A 17,194-nucleotide genomic window follows, 5' to 3' on the forward strand; every position below is an offset into this window, starting at 1 on the left:
TATAGCACACAGCTGGAGAAAATGTCAGGAATCCGGGCGAAAGTGACCGCTTTCCCTGGTAGATTTTTGGCCGCCCGGACGGTATACTGAAATGCAGAAACCGGAACGCAGGAGGAACATACCATGAGTTTGGGAAGCAGCTTATATCACGCCCGGAAAAAGAGCGGGCTGTCGCAGGAAAATGTGGCTGAAAAACTGGGGGTGAGCCGCCAGACCATCTCCAAGTGGGAGACCAATGAGACCCTGCCCGACATCCGCCAGTCCAAGGGGCTGGCCATGCTCTACCACATGACCCTGGACGAGCTGATCGAGTACGACTTTGACGAGCAGCAGGCCCAGCAGATGATCGACAGCGTCAGCGACGAGGCCCAGGCCCGGATCGACTGGAACAAGGTATGGAGCAAGAAGTACCCGGTGCTCTCCACCTACCATCAGAGGGTGCGCATCAACGACTATGCCCCCGCTCTGCGGGAGATGCTCACCCAGCTGCGGGTGGACTACGGTTACAATCACACCGACGCCTTGCTGGTGCTCAAGGACATTCTGGCCCGGGTGTGGAAGGGCCAGATGTGAAAAAATACACTCCCCCCATTCTGTGCGGCCCATAGGCTGTCACAGGATGGAGGGAGTCTCTTGTTTTATGGCTCGCCCGCAGGCTTATTTCACGTTACTTCGTGCGAACTCTTGCGCGGATCTCCCGCTTGACCTTCTCCAGATCCGGATCGCACAGCAGGGGCAGGACCTCCACCAGCTCCTCCGGCTCCAGATCCCACCACCGGAATTGCAGCAGCAGGCCGGTCAACTCCTCGTCAAACCGGTTCTTGATGAACTTCGCCGGATTGCCACCAAACACCGTGTAGGGCGGGATGTCCCGGACCACCACGGAACAGGCGGCCACGATCGCGCCGTCGCCGATCCGGACACCCGGCATGATGACGCACTCCCGCCCGATCCAGACATCATTGCCCAGCACAGTATCTCCTTTTCGGGGAAGCTGGTCCAGGTGGGGCGGGGTGTTCTCCTGCCAAGCTCCGCCGAACACATGGAACGGATAGGTCGTAACGCTGCTGATGCGGTGGTTGGCCGGCCCCATGATGAACTTTGTGCCCGAGGCGATGGCACAGAACTTCCCGATGATGAGATGGTCCCCAAACTCCGGGTAGTTAAAGAGCACATTGTTCCGTTCAAACCCGGTTGGGTCTGCCGCGTCGTCGTAATAAGTGTAGTCACCGATGGAGATATTGGGGGCCTTGACCACATTTTTGATAAAGCAGGAGGTCTTATATTCGTTTGGAAAGACCTGACTGGGGTCTGGTATCTGATGCATGCCTGTCATCCTTTCTTATGTTTCGATCACATCCTTCCTCCGGCATCCTGGGGTGGCAACCGCCCGTTTTTTTCTGATTTCTTTCATTCTTGTACACTCCTGTGCGGATGGTTCGGCATCGCCCGTCAAACCATCATACTCTCAAAATCTGCTCCATGGATTTTCCCTTGGCCAGCTCGTCCACCAGCTTGTCCAGGTACCGGATCTCCCGCATCAGGGGGTCCTCGATCTCCTCCACCCGGACGCCGCACACCTTGCCGGTGATGAGGGTACGGTTGGGGTTCAGAGCGGGGGCGTTGCGAAAAAAGTCCCCGTAGCTGGTGTCGGACTCCTCCAGCCGTGCAATCTCCTCGGCCGTGTATCCGGTGAGCCAAGCGGTCACCTGGTCTACCTCTTCCCTGCTGCGCCCCTTCTTCCCGGCCTTATTGACCAGGAGCGGATAGAGCTTGGAAAAGGGCATCTGTGTTACATCGGTGCGGGGCATAAAAATACCTCCTCGGTTTTGATCCCATCAAAGGTCCACAGAATAGGTTCCGTCGATCAGGACGTACGGAACGCCATAGGTTCGGCAGGCTTCCAGCGTTTGCGCATTGTCCTGAAGCAGCGTCTCCAGCGTACAGTCTGAATCGTCTCTCCTGTGTTCCATAACATTGGCATACTCTTTGATGTCCTGGTAGTGGCTGCGGATGTACGCTTCGCTCATCACCAGGCAGCGGTATTGGATCTGGCTGCAGTATTCCGGGGCAAAATCCTTTTCCCAGTCAAAGGGAATATAGCAGCCCTCCACGATGAGGTTCTGCCCATTTTCAATGGCGGTTTTGATCATTTCCCGTACCACCGGCCACAAGTAATCCGTCAGATCCCGGTCACTGCTCATCGGCGTAAGGGGCGTGTACCCGCTCCGAATCAGGCCCATTTTCAGATGGTCTATGGACAGATAGGGATATTTGTATTGCTCCAAAAGCCTTTGGGCAAGAGCCGTTTTGCCTGTATGGGATGCTCCCGCAATCAGAAAGACCATCTTCTCCCCCCTGCCCATATCTTGCTTCAACCGAAAGCACATCTCAATGTGGATAGCCTTATCATAGCATGAGCGGCCCCATCTGACAATCCGCCCCGGTGACATCAACGTGGAAAAACACTTGACAAAAGAGTATAACCCCTTATAATGAACAGTGTTCATATTGAGGTGATCGGATGAATACCATTGTCACATCCAAAGAGGAAATCCTGAAAACCAGCCGGGAGCTGATCCGCCGGGAGGGCTGGTCGGCGATCAGCATCCGCTCGGTGGCAGCGGCCTGCGGAGTATCGGTTGGATCCATTTACAACTATTTCGATTCCAAGGCCGCCCTGATGGGCGCCACGGTGGAGAGCGTCTGGTGTGAGATCTTCCACCGTCCGGAGGACGGGGCCGTGTTTCAGGACACCCAGGCCTGCATTACCTGGCTGTACGGGCGGATGGAGTACGGCTGCAAAGAGTATCCTGGTTTTTTCACCCTCCACTCCCTGGGCTTCCTGGGCGAGGACAAATCGGATGGAAAACGGCGGATGCAGCAGACCTGGCAGCATATTTTAGCGGGGCTGTGTTCCGTCCTGCGGCGGGACCGCAGAGTCCGGCCGGACGCCTTTACCGAGGCCTTTACGGCGGAGAAATTTGCGGACCTTCTGTTCTCTCTGATGCTGTCCGCCCTGCTGCGGCAGGATTACGACCCTGCGCCGGTACTGGAGATCGTCCGCAGGACCCTCTATTAAAATTCCCACTCTTCCGTGGGAATTTTATATCCGCCAAATTGAACATCGTTCACCAAAAGGAGGACCCAAATGAAAGTAAAACGGAATACGCTTCTGCTGCTCGCCTGTCTGGTGTGGAGCGCGGCGGGCTTCAATATTCTCCGCATCGGTCTGATGGCCTATCCGCCCTATCTTACGGTGGTGAATTATCTGCTGTCTGTGCTGGTTTTTGTCGTGTTCCAGCGTTTTATCTTCGGAAAGCTGGTGAAAAAGCACACGGCCAGGATCATTTCCTACCTGGAGGAGCGGCACTTCTTCCTGAAATTCTTTGACGGAAAGGCCTTCGCCATCATGGCGGTGATGATGACCGGCGGCATCGGCCTGCGCGTGAGCGGGTTGGCACCGGAGCGGTTTATCGCCGTCTTCTATACCGGACTGGGCGCGGCCCTTCTGCTGGCCGGACTGCTGTTCGGCCGAAACTTCGGCAAGGCGGTCTTTGCCGCATCCCCTGCAAAAAACAATATGGAGCAAAAAGGAGAGTAAACTATGCAGGCAATTATGGAAACACTGTTTGATGCCGTCTATCTGATCTCCGTCATTACCATCGGGGTCCGGATGATCCAGGGCAGCAAGGGAAATCGTCAATTCCGGCTGTTCGGTCTCATGGCGGTGGTGCTGGGCGCGGGCGACGCCTTCCATCTGATCCCCCGTGCGGTGGCTCTGTGCACCACGGGCCTGGAACACTATACCGTTCCGCTGGGGCTGGGCAAATGGATCACCTCGGTCACCATGACCATCTTCTATGTCCTGCTCTACTATGTGTGGCGGCAGCGGTACCGCGTACAGGGACAGAGTGGCCTCACCGCCGCGGTGTACGTCCTGGCGGGGCTTAGAATTTTCCTTTGCATGATGCCCCAGAACCAGTGGCTCAGCGCCGACGCGCCCCTCTCCTGGGGCATCTACCGCAACATTCCCTTCGCCCTGCTGGGCCTTCTGGTGATCGTGCTCTTCTACCGCAGCGCCAAGGCACAGGGGGACCGGGCCTTCCGCTGGATGTGGCTGACCATCGTGCTGAGCTTCGGCTTTTACATCCCGGTGGTGCTGTGGGCAGACGCCATCCCCATGATCGGGATGCTGATGATCCCTAAGACCTGCGCCTATGTCTGGACGGTGCTCATCGGGTACTTTGCCATGAAGCAGGAGTGCAAATAAAGGAGAATCCGGTATGAAACGATATAGCAACACGGCTTTGGTGTACGCCATCCTCGCCATGGTGGGCGGCGTATTTTATCGGGAGTTTACCAAGTTCAACGGCTTTACGGCCAGAACGACCCTCTCCATGGTACATACCCACTACTTCCTTCTGGGCATGGTATTTTTCCTGCTGCTGCTTGTGCTGGAGAAGAACTTTTCCTTCACGGGAGCCGCCACCGGGCGGGTACTGGCCGTCTATCACGTGGGTCTGAATCTGACCGCTGTGATGCTGGCCGTCCGGGGTGTGATCCAGGTGCTGGGAAACACCCTTTCCTCCGGCGTGAACGCGGCCATCTCCGGCATGGCCGGGATCGGTCATATCCTGCTCTGGGCGTCAGTCTAGTGCTGCTGCTTCTGCAAGTCAAACGCAGCGTACCGGCGGCGCAGGGATAAGAACATAAAAGATTGGAATGGGGGCTGGTGCGGTGCATCAGCCCCCTCTCTGTTCTCTTTTTTCCCAGCACAAGGGTGCAGGAACAAAACTTTCAGTTGATGGTTTCCATAAAATTATGTATGATGGATTTGAAGCAGGATCTCCGATTCCCCTCCCCATGTCATGAAAAAACGAAATCTGCCCGGCCGTGTGGCAGGGGGGCTTTCTCCACTCGCCAAAAGAAATGTCCTTTGCCCTGACTGCTGCACCTGGAGCGTTGTCTGCGTAAGGAGGAACGCCAAATGGAAGGAGCGAAGTTTCCAGCCATGCTGCGGGAGCATTGGCACTTGATTCCCCTGGCGATTGGCATACTGCTGCTGCTCGGCGCCATTCTGAATTGGAATTGGCTCTGCGATCCCACCGGCAAGCCCGAGTCCCATCGCTATAGCCGCGGCTCCCGGCGGGCGATCTTTTTCCTGTTGGGGATCGTGCTGATCGTGTCCAGCCTCTGGCGCTGTCTGCTGACGCTGTAAGGGCAGATCCGCCGGGGTTGGCGCATGCCGCAGACAAGCTCTGCGGTACCGATCGAATCACAACGAACACCATTCAGCGAGGTTATCATGATCGAAATCAAAGGAAAATACAACGAGGCCAAGATCTTCACCGACGTGGTGGACAGCGCCTCCATCGCACAGGTCCAGGAGCTGTGCCATCAGGAATTTGCGGCGGGCAGCCGCATCCGGCTCATGCCCGACATCCACGCCGGCGCGGGGTGCACCATCGGCACCACCATGACCATCACCGACAAGGTGGTGCCCAATCTGGTGGGGGTGGACATCGGCTGCGGCATGGAGACCGTGCGCATCCGGGAACGCCGGCTGGAGCTCCAAAAGCTGGACAAGCTGATCTATGAGAAGATCCCCTCCGGCTTCTCCATCCGGGACAAGGCCCACCGCTATTGCAGCGAGATCGACCTGGGTGAGCTGTGCTGTGCCCGCCACGTGGACCTTCTGCGGGCGGAAAAGAGCATCGGCACCTTGGGCGGCGGGAACCACTTCATCGAGGTGGACCGGGATGACGAGGGAAACCTCTATCTCGTGGTCCATTCGGGCAGCCGTCATCTGGGCGTGGAGGTGGCCAGCTACTATCAGGAAGAGGGCTACAAGGTCCTCAACCACACGGACGACGCCTCTCTCCAGGCCCTGGTCGCGCAGATGAAGGCAGAGGGCCGGGAGAAAGAGATCCAGAAAGAGCTGAAAAAGCGTAAGAATCTCAAGCAGGCCAGCATTCCCAAGGCCCTGGCCTATGTGTCCGGGGCGCTGTTTGAGCAGTACATCCACGATATGAAGCTCGTCCAGCACTTTGCCATGCTCAACCGGCAGGCCATCATGGATGAGATCATCAAGGGCATGAAGCTCCACGTGGAGGAGCAATTCACTACCATCCACAACTATATCGACACCGACGCCATGATCCTGCGGAAGGGGGCCGTGTCCGCCAAGGCAGGGGAACCGCTGCTCATCCCCATCAACATGCGGGACGGAAGCCTCCTCTGTGTCGGCAAGGGCAACGAGGACTGGAACTGCTCCGCCCCCCACGGGGCAGGCCGCCTGATGAGCCGGGCGGACGCCAAGCAGTCTTTCACCGTGTCCGAGTTCAAAAAGCAGATGGCAGAGGTCTACACCACCTCGGTGAGCAAGGCCACCCTGGACGAGTGCCCCATGGCCTACAAGGGGATGCAGGACATTCTGGACAACATCGGCCCCACCGCGGATGTGGTAAAAATCATCCGCCCCATCTACAACTTCAAGGCCGGGGATGAGGAAGCGGTGAGGTGATGGAGCGGATTCTGGTCATCGGCTGCCCGGGGGCGGGAAAGAGCACCTTTGCCCGGGCCCTGCGGGATCTGACCGGCCTGCCCCTTCACTACCTGGACCAGATCTGGCACCGGCCGGATGGGACGCAGATCTCCCCTTCCGCATTTGACGCGCGTCTGTCCGAGATCCTCCGCCAGAAACGCTGGATCGTGGACGGCAACTATTTGCGCACGCTGGAGCTCCGGCTGCGGCACTGCGACACGGTATTCCTGCTGGATTATCCCCCTTCGGTCTGCCTGAGGGGAGCCGCATCCCGCATCGGCATGCCCCGTGAAGATCTCCCCTGGGTGGAGGAGACCTTTGACCCGGAGTTCCGGCAGTGCATCGAGGACTTCCCCCAGACGCAGCTGCCGCAGATCTACGCCCTTTTGGAACGGTACCAGGCAGGAAAGACGGTCTTTGTGTTCCGCCGCCGAGCGGAGGCCAGCCAATGGCTCCGCCATCAAACTGGGCCCCACTGCCCCAAATAAAAGAGAAGCCCCCCATCCTGTGCCGGTCAGCCGGTGGCACAGGACGGGGGGCTTTGTCGTTTAACCGGAGGGGCGAAGAATCCCCTTTCTTGTGCAAATTTTATACTTGACTTTATCAAGTATATGGTCTATATTTGATCTTGTCAAATAAATGGAGGTGATCCCTTGTACAGCGACTCCTTTGCCTTTTCTATCTCCGTACTACGAAAGCACTTTGTCGCCTACTGCTCCGAGAGAATGGCGGAGCTGGGCGTCACCTACAGTCAGCTCTTCATCCTCATCTATATCGGCAAGCGGCGGCAGTGCTCGCCAAAAGAGATCTCCGAATCCCTCAAGCTGGACGCCGGGCAACTGAACCGGACCCTCTCCAAGCTGATTGAGCACGGTTTTGTGGACCAGCGCAAGAACCCCATGGACCGGAGAGCCAATATCGTATGCCTGACCGAGCGCGGCAGCACGGTCTTCGCGGCCAGCCGCTCCCTCTTTGCCGAGTGGGATGAACAGGTCCTCTCTCCCCTGGACGAAAACAGCCGACACCTGCTGATCGACCTTTTGAAGCAGATCACATTTTCTATGAATCACCACACGGAGGAATCAAATCATGAATAAACTCAATGCCTTTCTCGCGCTCCTGTCCGGAAACTTTGACAATGCGGAGCAGTTTGAAGCCAAAAAAGCGGACCAGCCCGACTTTCCCTACGCCCGGCATGTGAACACCGTCTGCAACGACAAGATCTCCCACCTGCCGGCCGATTTCCAGGGGGCCTTCCTGCTGGAGGAGAGCTACTACACCGCCAAGGGGAACACCCACGCTACCCCGCACCTGTTCCTCTTCACTGAGGAGGATGGCGGCATCCGGCTGACCTCTTACGAGATCCCCGCCGGCTATGACAAAAACACCTTTACCTATCAGAATCTCCAGGAGATCGACTTCCGGGATCTGAAGCAGTCGGAGAAATTCACCCCCGCCCTGTATGTGGAGAAGGACGGTGTGTGGGAGGGCGGCAGCGTCAGCATGTTTTCCCCCGTGCTGAAATTCACCCTGTTCGAGCGCTTCTCGTCCCAGTGCCTGGAGGTCAGTGAGAGCATGGAGGTCAACGGCAAAAAGACCTTCGGGTATGATGAACCCATCCTCTACAAGCGCGCCGACTGATCCCCTCCCCTCTCTTTGATCTCTTCCCCTCTCTTTTTTGCAAGCCTGCCAGAGGGCCCGGCAGAACCCGGGCGCTCTGGCAGGCCTTTTTCTCGTCCCGCCGGCGGATAGAATAAATTTACGCCCCTGTTTACAGGTCCGCCCATATATCCTAAAATAGAAGTCCATACCACTTGGAAAGGAGCCATTCCCCCTATGGATATCTGGGAACGCATGTACCTGGCCGCACGGGAGCAGTATCACCCCACCCAGCTCTCCCCCTTCCTCTACGCCCACCATGTGGCCGCCGCCGTGGAGAGCGGAGACGGATGCATCTATACCGGCTTCTGTATCGAGAGCGCCTGCGGCGTCATGGACCTGTGCGCGGAACGGACCGCCGCACTCCACATGTACCTGAGCAGCGGGCAGACGCTGATCCGGCGGGTCCTCGCCTTCCGGGAGGCACCCCCCACAGAGGGCAGCGGGATGCCCTGCGGAGCCTGCCGGGAATTTCTGATGCAGCTCAATCCGCAAAATCGAGACGCCGAGATCCTCGTGGACTATGCCAGCCGCCGCACGGTGCGCCTGGAAGAGCTGATCCCCGACTGGTGGGGCTGGAAGCGCTGACCTTCCCCCCCTTTCGGCATTCCGCACGAAAACCCATCCCGGAGCACCCGGAAATTATATTGCGGATGTTGGAATTTCCCTTGACAAGAGGGGCAAAATCAGGTATCATCTTTTGTGTTGTAAAGCTCACGAACTTTACAAAGTGCCCAACCTTTACAAACCGGTTCTCAGAAGGAGGTCACAGAATGAAAAACCAGGCGTACCGCATGGCGATGCTGTTCGATTTTTACGGCGACATGCTCACGGACCGCCAGAAGGAATTCTATGACCTCTATTACAATGAAGACCTCTCCCTGGCCGAGATCGCCGAGAACTACGGCATCACCCGCCAGGGCGTCCGGGACGTGATCGTCCGGGCCGAGGCCATTCTGACCGAACTGGAGGACAAGACCGGGATCATCCGGCGCTTCCACAAGATGCAGGAGCAGTTCACCGACATTCAGACCGCCGTGGACCGCATCCGGCAGATCAACGAGGAGCGCCGCTATTACGATAACGGGATTGAGGGCAGCTGCAACGACATCCAGTCCATCCTGGACCAGCTCAGGCAGGAGTAATCTATGGCTTTTGAAGGACTCACCGAAAAACTATCCGCGGCGTTCAAGAAGCTGCGCGGCAAGGGCCGCCTCACCGAGGCCGACGTCAAGGAGGCCATGCGCGAGATCCGGGTTGCCCTGCTGGAGGCCGACGTCAACTTCAAGATCGTCAAGCAGTTCGTCGCCACGGTCACCGAGCGCGCGGTGGGCTCCGACGTACTGGAGAGCCTCACCCCCGCCCAGATGATCGTCAAGATCGTCAACGAGGAACTCACCAACCTGATGGGCAGCGAGGCTGCCAAGCTCAATATCTCCCCCAAGCCCCCCACCGTGGTCATGCTGGTGGGTCTCAACGGCGCGGGTAAGACCACCAACGGCGCCAAGCTGGCCGGCTACATGAAAAAGCAGCACGGCAAGCGTCCCCTTCTGGTGGCCTGCGACACCTTCCGCCCGGCGGCCATCACCCAGTTGGAAGTGGTGGGCGGTCAGCTGGACGTCCCCGTCTTCCAGATGGGGCAGATCGATCCCATCGACATCGCCAAGGCGGGCATCGAACACGCCCGCAAGCACGGCAACGACATCGTATTCATCGATACCGCCGGCCGGCTCCACGTGGACGAAGAGCTCATGGAGCAGCTTAAGGACATGAAGGCCGCCATCTCCCCCGACGAGATCCTGCTCATCGTGGACGCCATGATCGGTCAGGACGCCGTCAACGCAGCCAAGACCTTTGACGAGGCGCTGGACATCACCGGCGTCATGCTCACCAAGCTGGACGGCGACGCCCGGGGCGGTGCAGCCCTCTCCATCAAGGCGGTCACCGGAAAGCCCATCAAGTTTGTGGGCGTGGGCGAGAAGCTGGACCAGATCGAGGTCTTCCACCCCGACCGTATGGCCTCCCGCATCCTGGGTATGGGCGATGTCCTCTCCCTGATCGAGAAGGCGCAGCAGAATTTCGACATGCAGAAGGCCGCCGAGCTGGAGCAGAAGCTGCGCAAGAACAAATTTACCCTTGCTGATTTCTATGAGCAATTGGCTCAGATCAAAAATATGGGCTCTCTGGCCGACATTACCGGCATGCTGCCCGGCGTCAACGCCAAGGCGCTGGAGGGCGCCAATGTGGACGAGCGTGCCCTGGCCCGGACCGAGGCCATCATCCTCTCCATGACCCCCGCCGAGCGGGAAAACCCCTCCCTGCTGAACAACAGCCGGAAAAAGCGCATCGCCGCCGGCTCCGGTACCCAGGTGGTGGACATCAACCGTCTGCTCAAGCAGTTTGAGATGATGCAGCAGGTGACCAAGCAGTTCTCCGGCGGACGCATGAAGCGCAAGGCCGGACTGTTCGGCAAGATGAAAGGGATGAAATTCCCCTTCTGATCCCCGTTTGGTACGCGCACATGCGCTGACCATATAGAGATGTAGAATATGTTGGAGGTGAATCTACCATGGTTAAAATCCGTCTGCGTCGTATGGGCGCCAAGAAGGCTCCCTTCTACCGCATCGTGGTCGCCGACTCCCGCTATCCCCGTGATGGCCGTTTCATCGAGGAGATCGGTACCTACAACCCCCTGACCGCTCCCGCCGAGCTGAAGGTGGACGCCGAGCGCGCTCAGGCTTGGATCAAGACCGGCGCTCAGCCCACTGAGACCGTTAAGGCCCTGCTGAAAAAAGCCGGCGCCCTTTAATGGAGGTCCTTGGCCGCATGAAGGAACTGCTCACTTATATCGCCCGTAATCTGGTGGATCACCCCGACGCGGTGGCGGTCTCCGAGCACGAGGGCGATGGCGAGACCATCCTGGAACTCCGGGTCGCTCCGGAAGACATGGGTAAGGTAATCGGCCGTCAGGGCCGCATCGCCAAAGAAATCCGCACGCTGATGCGTTCGGTGGCCCAGCGTCAGGGCGGCAAGGTCTCGGTTGAGATCGTCGACTAACAAAAACGGCGGGGACTCCCCCGCTGTTTTTTTGTATCCAAACGCAAGGAGGAAAACCACCATGAAAAGCCAGTTTCTCGAAGCCGGACAGATCGTGAACACCCACGGCATCCAGGGCGAGGTGAAGATCGTCCCCTGGTGCGACTCCCCCGAGTTTCTCTGCGGCTTTGATACCTTTTATATTGACGGCGCGCCGGTGAAGGTCCGCGCCGCCCGGGCCCACAAGGGCAATGTCCTGGCCCGGCTGGAGGGCGTGGAGGATGTGAACGCCGCCATGCGCCTGAAAAGTAAGATCGTGGAGATCGACCGCTCCGGGATCGTGCTGCCCGAGGGCCGCCACTTCATCGCCGACCTCATCGGACTCACCGTGATCGACGACGACACCGGGGCCTCCATCGGCGTCATTGACGAGGTCCTCACCCCGCCCGCCCACGAGGTCTATGTGGTCAAGGGCGAAGGCAAGACCTATATGATCCCGGCGGTGGACGCCTTCCTCCGGGGCACCAACGTGGACGAGGGCTGGGTCCGGGTCCACCTGATCGAAGGGATGGAGGGCTAAATGTACCGCATCGATATCCTGACCCTGTTTGATCAGACCGTGGGCGACATGATGAACGAGTCCATCCTGGGCCGGGCCCAGGAGCGGGACCTCATCCGCATCGAGGCCCACCAGATCCGGGACTACACCCTCAACAAGCAAAAGCAAGTGGACAACTACCCCTACGGGGGCGGCCGGGGGGCGGTCATGCAGGCCGATCCTCTCTTCCGCTGCTGGGAGCACGCCAAGGCCCTGGGTGAGGGGCCGGTGCGCACCATCTACCTCTCCCCCTGCGGCAAGACCTTTACCGAGGCTGACGCCCGCCGGCTCAAGGAGGAGTACAACCACCTGATCCTGGTCTGCGGCCACTACGAGGGCATCGACGAGCGCTTCATCGAGGAGTGCGTGGACGAGGAGATCAGCCTGGGCGATTTCGTTCTCACCGGCGGCGAGCTGCCCGCCATGTGCGTGGCCGACGCAGTGGCCCGCCTGGTCCCCGGCGTGCTGGCCGACCCCGAGTGCTTTGAGGATGAGAGCCACTGGAACGGCATGCTGGAGTACCCCCAGTACTCCCGCCCCGAGGAGTGGCACGGCCGCAAGGTTCCGTCCATCCTCCTCTCCGGGCACCATGCCAACATCGCAAAGTGGCGGCGCAAGCAGTCCATCCTCCGCACCCGAGACCGGCGCCCTGATCTCTACGCCAAGCTGGATCTGAGCTCCAAGGCCGACCAGAAGCTGCTCCGGGAGATCGCCGAGGAGGAGCGCCAGCGTCTGGAGACCGCTTCAGACCCGGCGGAGCCCGATTCCCAGGCATAGCGTACCCGATCTCGGCGCCTTTCCCTTTACTTTTTCCGCCCGGCATGATACAATGGCTCCATACTCCGAAATATAATTTTCGAAATGATATCAAGGAATGGTTCACATGAGTTTTAAAATCATTGTTGACAGCTGCTGCGACCTCACCCCCGCGCTGCTGCACAATTCCGCCTTTTGTAAGGTCCCCCTTACGATTCAGGTCGGGCCCCATACCTTTGTGGATGACGACACCTTCGATCAGGCCAACCTGCTCTGGCGGATGAAGGAGAGCGAGGAGGCCCCCAAGACCTCCTGCCCCTCCCCCGCTGCCTATCTGGAGGCCTTTGACTGCGGGGCGGACGACATCTATGTGGTTACCCTCTCCGCCCTTCTCTCCGGCTCCCACAACAGCGCGGCGCAGGCCCGGCTCATGTTCCTGGAGGATCATCCCGGGGTGCACATCCACATCTTCAACTCCTGCTCCGCCTCTTCCGGCGAGGTGCTGGTGGCCCTCAAGGTGCTGGAGCTGGCCCAGTCCGGTCTGGACTTCAACGCCGTGGTCCAGCAGACCTCCCGCTTCATCAACGAGATGGAGACCCTGTTCGTGCTGGAGACCCTGGATAACTTGCGGAAAAACGGGCGCCTGACCCGTCTTCAGAGCCTAGTCACCGGGACCCTGAAGATCAAGCTGCTCATGGGCGCCACGCCGGAGGGCGAGATCTGCAAGCGCGGGCAGGCCCTGTCCATGAAGCAGGCCCTCTCCAAGATGGTGGAACTCATGGCCAAGGATCCGGCCCACAGCGGGCGGACCCTCTGCATCACCCACTGCAACTGTCTGGAGCGTGCCTTCCAGCTCAAGGAGATGGCGCTGAAGAGCTGCAAATTCGGTGAAATCCTCATCTGCGAGACCGGTGGAATCTCCACGGTCTACGCCAATGACGGCGGCATTGTGGCCGCCTATTGATCAGCCGGTCAGCGGGCTGCTCTGTCGGAACGGGACAGAGCGGCCCGCTCTCTTTTTCTCCTGGGCGGGGACTTGACTTTTCCAAACGCAGACGGTACGATAGTATCACCAACTTTTTCCGGGAGGTTTTTACAGATGGAACTTCAGGACTGTATCCGAACCCGCCGCAGCGTGCGGAAATTTACCGATGAGCCGGTCAGCCATGCCCTGTTGGAGCAGGTCATTTCTCTGGCTGCCTGGGCGCCGTCTTGGAAAAACACGCAGATCAGCCGCTACATCGCCATTGAGGACCCGGCGGCCCTCCAAACGATCTGTGAGAAATATGCCGCTTTCAACGGCCGCATCATCGGCGGATGCAAGACCCTGATCGCCCAGACCTTTGTGAAAAACCGCTCCGGCTTTGAGCGGGACGGCTCCTTCTCCACCGACCGGGAGGGGGGCTGGCAGTACTATGACTGCGGCATCGCCGCCCAGACCCTGTGTCTGGCCGCCCATGACCTGGGCCTCGGCACCGTGATCATGGGTATCTTTGACCGCAAGGGGCTGGAGGAATTCCTCCAGATCCCGGAGGATCAGGAGCTGATGGCCCTGATCGTCATCGGTCATCCCGACGGCGAGGCCGTCGCCCCCAAGCGCAAGGATGTGGAGACCCTCCTCTCCTACCGCTGATCGAAACAAAAACATGCCCGCAGGGCCCGCTGTCTGCTCACCGGAGCAGGCGGCGGGCCCTGTTCTGTCTTCCCCCCGCCTTGACGGCGCTTTTCCCCTCAGGTATACTGTTCTTACTCATTTTCGCAAGTTTGTAATGAAATTTAAGGTGGTAGCAAATGGATCTCTGTAATCTGAAAGACATCAAGGCCCTGCTGGCGCGGCACGGCTTTCACTTCTCCAAGTCCATGGGACAGAACTTCCTCATCGAGAGCTGGGTGCCCCAGCAGATCGCCGAGGCCTCCGGTGCGGGCCCGGGGGTGGGCGTGATCGAGGTTGGCCCCGGCATCGGCCCCCTCACCGTCCAGCTGGCCCAGCGCGCCGACAAAGTGGCCGCCGTTGAGCTGGACAAGAGCCTCCTCCCCATCCTGTCGGAGACTCTGGCCGACTTCCCAAATGCAGAGGTCATCCCCGGGGATGTGATGAAGCTAGACCTGCGCGCCCTGGCGGAATCCCATCTGGCGGGGCTCACCCCCATGGTGTGCGCCAACCTCCCCTACAACATCACCACACCGGTGATCACCTCCTTCCTGGAGGCGGGGTGCTTCTCCGCCATCACCGTCATGATCCAGCGGGAGGTGGCCCGGCGGATCTGCGCCGCCCCCGGCTCCTCCGACTACGGCGCGTTCTCCGTGTTCTGTCAGTACTACGCTGAAACCGAGCTCCTCTTTGACGTGCCCCCGGAGTGCTTCCTCCCTGCGCCCAAGGTGACCTCCGCCGTGGTGCGTCTGGTCCCCCGGAAGACCCCTCCCCAGACGCTGGTGGACGATAAGACCTTCTTCCGGGTGGTCAAGGCCGCCTTTGCCCAGCGCAGAAAGACCTTACTGAACAGCTTAAGCAGCAGCGGAGGCTACTCTAAGGATCTCTTACGCTCTGTTTTGGCGGAATGCGGGCTGGAAGAGACCATCCGAGGCGAACGCCTCGGAATTGATGCCTTTGCGGAGCTGGCTTTCCGCCTGCAAAGCAATTCCAAACAGTCTTAAGGTAATTCTTAGTATCTATTTTTACTATTTAAGGTGCTCCATCTACCCCTTTTTACTCTCTTTAGTGCGGTAGAGAAAAAGAGCTTGTTTTTTCTCCCCCAATCCTGTAAAATAAAACCAAAGCATTTTCGAGGGGGTATTCTCTATGGCACCTACGAAGAATCGTGCGGTCCTGGACTGGATCGCTGATATGGCCGCAATGACCCAGCCCGATCAGATGGTCTGGATCGACGGCAGTCAGGAACAGATCGACGCGCTCCGGGCCCAGGCCTGCGCCACGGGCGAGCTGGAAAAGCTGAACGAGGAGCTTTTGCCCGACTGCTACCTGCACCGCACCGCAGTTAACGATGTGGCCCGCGTGGAGGACCGCACCTTTATCTGTTCCCGCCGGGAAGAGGACGCGGGCCCCACCAACCACTGGATGGCGCCCGATGAGATGTACGCCAAGCTCCGCCGCCTCTATACCGGCGCCATGAAGGGGCGCACCATGTACATCATCCCCTACTCCATGGGCGTGGTGGGCTCTCCCTTTGCCCAGTACGGCATCGAGCTGACCGACTCCATCTATGTGGTGCTCAATATGTGCATCATGACCCGGGTGGGCAACGCCGTTCTGGAGGCGCTGGGCGACTCCCCCGACTATGTCAAGGGACTCCACGCCAAGGCGGACCTGGACCCGGAAAACCGCTACATCGTCCACTTCCCCGAGGACAACACCATCATGTCGGTCAACTCCGGCTACGGCGGGAACGTGCTCCTGGGCAAGAAGTGCTTCGCCCTGCGCATCGCCTCCTACCTGGGCCGGAAGCAGGGCTGGATGGCCGAGCACATGCTCATCCTGGGCGTGCAGAATCCGGCGGGCGAAGTCCGCTACCTGGCCGCCGCCTTCCCCTCCGCCTGCGGCAAGACCAACCTGGCCATGCTCATCCCGCCCGAGCACTACCGGAAGGCGGGCTGGAAGGTCTGGTGTGTGGGCGACGACATCGCCTGGATCCGCGTGGGCGAGGATGGCCGCCTGTGGGCCATGAACCCGGAGAACGGCTTCTTCGGCGTGGCGCCCGGCACCAACGAGAAGTCCAACCCCAACGCCCTGCACACCACCCAGCGGGGCACCATCTTCACCAACGTGGTACATAACCTGGACAACAACACCGTGTGGTGGGAGGGTCTGGACAAGAATCCGCCCGAGCACGCAGTGGACTGGAAGGGAAATCCCTGGAACGGCAAGACCTCTTCGGAGAAGGGCGCCCACCCCAACAGCCGCTTCACCGCGCCCGCCCGGAACTGCCCCTGCATCTCCCCTGAGTTTGAGAATCCCCACGGCGTGCCCCTCTCCGCCATCGTCTTCGGCGGACGCAGAGCCCGGACCGCTCCCCTGGTCTACCAGGCCCGGGATTGGGAGCACGGCGTGTTTGTGGGCTCCATCATGGCCTCTGAGACGACGGCGGCGGCCGCCGGTGCCGTGGGCGTGGTCCGCCGGGACCCCATGGCCATGCTCCCCTTCTGCGGCTATCACATGGGGGACTACTGGCAGCACTGGCTGGATATGGAGCAGTGCACCGACGCCGCCAAGCTCCCCAAGATCTTCAATGTCAACTGGTTCCGCACCGATGACGAGGGCCATTTCCTCTGGCCCGGCTTCGGCGACAACCTGCGGGTGCTGGAGTGGATCATGAAGCGCTGCTTCGATGAGGTGGACGCCGACGAGACCCCCCTGGGCTATGAGCCCCGGCCCGAGGACATCGATCTGGAGGACTCGGGCGTCGATCTGGAGACCCTGCGGGGCCTGCTCTCGGTGGACCGGGACCTGTGGCTGGAGGACGTGGCGGCCATCCGCTCCTTCTACGCCAAATTCGGCGATAAGCTCCCCCCGGTACTCGCCCAGGAACTGGATGCCCTGGAAGCGCGGCTGAAATAATTGACCTGGCCCGCCATATGGATCA

At 59.5% G+C, this 17,194-nt stretch carries 23 protein-coding genes and 1 pseudogene; 21 read left to right on the forward strand and 3 right to left on the reverse strand.

Features of this window, described 5'->3' with window-relative positions:
- Nucleotides 1-123 precede the first annotated feature (123 nt).
- Nucleotides 124-573 (forward strand): helix-turn-helix transcriptional regulator, encoded by a 450-nt coding sequence (locus tag GPK94_RS00835; RefSeq protein WP_186963606.1) that lies wholly within the window; start codon nucleotides 124-126, stop codon nucleotides 571-573.
- A 94-nt stretch (nucleotides 574-667) separates the two neighbouring features.
- On the opposite strand, the gene GPK94_RS00840 is transcribed toward GPK94_RS00835, so the two are convergent.
- The 3 genes from GPK94_RS00840 to GPK94_RS00850 all read right to left on the reverse strand — a co-directional run bounded on the left by GPK94_RS00840 (nucleotide 668) and on the right by GPK94_RS00850 (nucleotide 2,348).
- A complete protein-coding gene (locus GPK94_RS00840; protein ID WP_215653935.1) occupies nucleotides 668-1,327 on the reverse strand; it encodes a CatB-related O-acetyltransferase in 660 nt (219 codons plus the stop codon).
- A gap of 133 nt (nucleotides 1,328-1,460) precedes the next feature.
- Nucleotides 1,461-1,811, reverse strand: coding sequence for a DUF2200 domain-containing protein (locus GPK94_RS00845; protein ID WP_215653936.1), 351 nt, complete (start codon nucleotides 1,809-1,811; stop codon nucleotides 1,461-1,463).
- Between the two features lie 27 nt (nucleotides 1,812-1,838).
- Entirely contained in the window at nucleotides 1,839-2,348 is a 510-nt protein-coding gene (locus tag GPK94_RS00850; RefSeq protein WP_215653938.1) for an ATP-binding protein, read from the reverse strand.
- Between the two features lie 176 nt (nucleotides 2,349-2,524).
- Between GPK94_RS00850 and GPK94_RS00855 the strand changes: the two genes are divergently transcribed.
- The 20 genes and pseudogenes from GPK94_RS00855 to GPK94_RS00950 all read left to right on the forward strand — a co-directional run bounded on the left by GPK94_RS00855 (nucleotide 2,525) and on the right by GPK94_RS00950 (nucleotide 17,169).
- A complete protein-coding gene (locus tag GPK94_RS00855) occupies nucleotides 2,525-3,082 on the forward strand; it encodes a TetR/AcrR family transcriptional regulator (protein ID WP_215653940.1) in 558 nt (185 codons plus the stop codon).
- A gap of 69 nt (nucleotides 3,083-3,151) precedes the next feature.
- Entirely contained in the window at nucleotides 3,152-3,604 is a 453-nt protein-coding gene (locus GPK94_RS00860) for a hypothetical protein (protein ID WP_193538397.1), read from the forward strand.
- 3 nt (nucleotides 3,605-3,607) lie between these two features.
- Nucleotides 3,608-4,273 carry a hypothetical protein gene (locus tag GPK94_RS00865; protein WP_186963610.1) on the forward strand — a complete coding sequence of 222 codons (666 nt, stop codon included), beginning with the start codon at nucleotides 3,608-3,610 and terminating at the stop codon, nucleotides 4,271-4,273.
- Between the two features lie 13 nt (nucleotides 4,274-4,286).
- Nucleotides 4,287-4,708 (forward strand): annotated as a pseudogene (locus GPK94_RS00870) (DUF2871 domain-containing protein).
- A gap of 282 nt (nucleotides 4,709-4,990) precedes the next feature.
- Complete coding sequence (locus tag GPK94_RS00875) at nucleotides 4,991-5,221, forward strand: Imm17 family immunity protein (protein ID WP_215653942.1); 231 nt, start codon at nucleotides 4,991-4,993, stop codon at nucleotides 5,219-5,221.
- Nucleotides 5,222-5,308: 87 nt separating this feature from the next.
- Entirely contained in the window at nucleotides 5,309-6,526 is a 1,218-nt protein-coding gene (locus GPK94_RS00880) for an RtcB family protein (RefSeq protein WP_215653944.1), read from the forward strand.
- Nucleotides 6,526-7,035, forward strand: coding sequence for an adenylate kinase (locus GPK94_RS00885; RefSeq protein ID WP_215654170.1), 510 nt, complete (start codon nucleotides 6,526-6,528; stop codon nucleotides 7,033-7,035). The genes GPK94_RS00880 and GPK94_RS00885 overlap by 1 nt, the downstream gene beginning before the upstream one ends.
- A 165-nt stretch (nucleotides 7,036-7,200) precedes the next feature.
- A complete protein-coding gene (bilQ, locus tag GPK94_RS00890; protein ID WP_252192475.1) occupies nucleotides 7,201-7,644 on the forward strand; it encodes a bilirubin utilization transcriptional regulator BilQ in 444 nt (147 codons plus the stop codon).
- On the forward strand, nucleotides 7,637-8,188 hold the full coding sequence (locus GPK94_RS00895; RefSeq protein WP_215653945.1) for a hypothetical protein: 552 nt from the start codon (nucleotides 7,637-7,639) through the stop codon (nucleotides 8,186-8,188). The genes bilQ and GPK94_RS00895 overlap by 8 nt, the downstream gene beginning before the upstream one ends.
- A gap of 195 nt (nucleotides 8,189-8,383) precedes the next feature.
- Nucleotides 8,384-8,794 (forward strand): cytidine deaminase, encoded by a 411-nt coding sequence (locus GPK94_RS00900; RefSeq protein ID WP_215653947.1) that lies wholly within the window; start codon nucleotides 8,384-8,386, stop codon nucleotides 8,792-8,794.
- Nucleotides 8,795-8,979: 185 nt separating this feature from the next.
- The gene (gene ylxM / locus GPK94_RS00905) at nucleotides 8,980-9,351 is read left to right on the forward strand and encodes a YlxM family DNA-binding protein (RefSeq protein ID WP_101692966.1); all 372 of its coding nucleotides are present in this window, start codon (nucleotides 8,980-8,982) and stop codon (nucleotides 9,349-9,351) included.
- Nucleotides 9,352-9,354: 3 nt separating this feature from the next.
- Nucleotides 9,355-10,707 (forward strand): signal recognition particle protein, encoded by a 1,353-nt coding sequence (ffh, locus tag GPK94_RS00910; RefSeq protein ID WP_215653949.1) that lies wholly within the window; start codon nucleotides 9,355-9,357, stop codon nucleotides 10,705-10,707.
- Between the two features lie 68 nt (nucleotides 10,708-10,775).
- The gene (gene rpsP / locus GPK94_RS00915) at nucleotides 10,776-11,015 is read left to right on the forward strand and encodes a 30S ribosomal protein S16 (protein ID WP_101692964.1); all 240 of its coding nucleotides are present in this window, start codon (nucleotides 10,776-10,778) and stop codon (nucleotides 11,013-11,015) included.
- A gap of 17 nt (nucleotides 11,016-11,032) precedes the next feature.
- Nucleotides 11,033-11,263 carry a KH domain-containing protein gene (locus GPK94_RS00920; RefSeq protein WP_101692963.1) on the forward strand — a complete coding sequence of 77 codons (231 nt, stop codon included), beginning with the start codon at nucleotides 11,033-11,035 and terminating at the stop codon, nucleotides 11,261-11,263.
- A 61-nt stretch (nucleotides 11,264-11,324) separates the two neighbouring features.
- Nucleotides 11,325-11,822 (forward strand): ribosome maturation factor RimM, encoded by a 498-nt coding sequence (gene rimM / locus GPK94_RS00925; RefSeq protein WP_186963616.1) that lies wholly within the window; start codon nucleotides 11,325-11,327, stop codon nucleotides 11,820-11,822.
- Nucleotides 11,823-12,617 (forward strand): tRNA (guanosine(37)-N1)-methyltransferase TrmD, encoded by a 795-nt coding sequence (trmD, locus tag GPK94_RS00930; RefSeq protein WP_101692961.1) that lies wholly within the window; start codon nucleotides 11,823-11,825, stop codon nucleotides 12,615-12,617.
- Between the two features lie 106 nt (nucleotides 12,618-12,723).
- Nucleotides 12,724-13,560 (forward strand): DegV family protein, encoded by an 837-nt coding sequence (locus GPK94_RS00935; RefSeq protein ID WP_215653951.1) that lies wholly within the window; start codon nucleotides 12,724-12,726, stop codon nucleotides 13,558-13,560.
- A 135-nt stretch (nucleotides 13,561-13,695) separates the two neighbouring features.
- Nucleotides 13,696-14,229 carry a nitroreductase gene (locus GPK94_RS00940; protein ID WP_215653955.1) on the forward strand — a complete coding sequence of 178 codons (534 nt, stop codon included), beginning with the start codon at nucleotides 13,696-13,698 and terminating at the stop codon, nucleotides 14,227-14,229.
- 158 nt (nucleotides 14,230-14,387) lie between these two features.
- A complete protein-coding gene (gene rsmA, locus GPK94_RS00945; protein ID WP_215653957.1) occupies nucleotides 14,388-15,251 on the forward strand; it encodes a 16S rRNA (adenine(1518)-N(6)/adenine(1519)-N(6))-dimethyltransferase RsmA in 864 nt (287 codons plus the stop codon).
- Nucleotides 15,252-15,396: 145 nt separating this feature from the next.
- Entirely contained in the window at nucleotides 15,397-17,169 is a 1,773-nt protein-coding gene (locus tag GPK94_RS00950) for a phosphoenolpyruvate carboxykinase (GTP) (RefSeq protein ID WP_193538411.1), read from the forward strand.
- Nucleotides 17,170-17,194 lie beyond the last annotated feature (25 nt).

It is taken from the genome of Pseudoflavonifractor sp. MCC625 (assembly GCF_018784545.1).
In the GTDB taxonomy this organism is placed as follows: Bacteria; Bacillota; Clostridia; order Oscillospirales; family Oscillospiraceae; genus Pseudoflavonifractor_A; species Pseudoflavonifractor_A gallinarum.